1 protein-coding gene is annotated in these 510 nt (G+C 61.0%); it reads left to right on the top strand.

The window, feature by feature from the left end; genetic code table 11:
- Positions 1–117 precede the first annotated feature (117 nt).
- Positions 118–510, top strand: a 393-nt coding sequence (locus AC1DS5_RS25665; protein WP_477721061.1) for a GDP-mannose 4,6-dehydratase, incomplete at its 3' end; no start/stop codon positions are given.

The raw sequence follows: 510 nt of genomic DNA, 5'->3' as shown, positions 1-510 counted from the left end.
GCCTACAGCTCGGCGCCCGCAGTTCGGATAGGCCCGTTTATGCTTCCGCTTTTCGGCTAAATGGACTACCTCGCTCGGTGAGAGCGGGGGGCCGCAGGATTGAGGTGAGGAAAAGCGATGGATTTGCTACCGTTCGAAGCCGCGCTAGCGGGGCGCAAAGTCCTCGTGACGGGCACGACGGGCTTCACCGGGGGGTGGGCGTCATTGTGGCTCGACCTCATCGGTGTACGCGTTGCGGGATTTTCGTTGCCGCCGGAAACCCGCCCAAATTTGTTTGGTGCGCTGGCGCTCGGGGCCGTTCCGACCACTTTCGGCGATATTACTGATCTGCCTGCGCTCACCGCTGCCGTTGACGAATTTCAGCCGGAATTGCTGCTGCACTTGGCAGCACAACCCTTGGTGCGAAAATCTTATCGCGAGCCTCTCCGAACGTTCGAGGTCAATGCCCAAGGTACGGGGAATGTGCTCGAGGTGGCCCGCCGATGTAAGAGTGTTCGGGGCGTGCTGTGC

Source organism: Polaromonas sp. P4_H1, from assembly GCF_056400945.1.
Note: the sequence above shows the minus strand (reverse complement) of the source record. Positions and strands in the feature narration are given on the sequence as shown.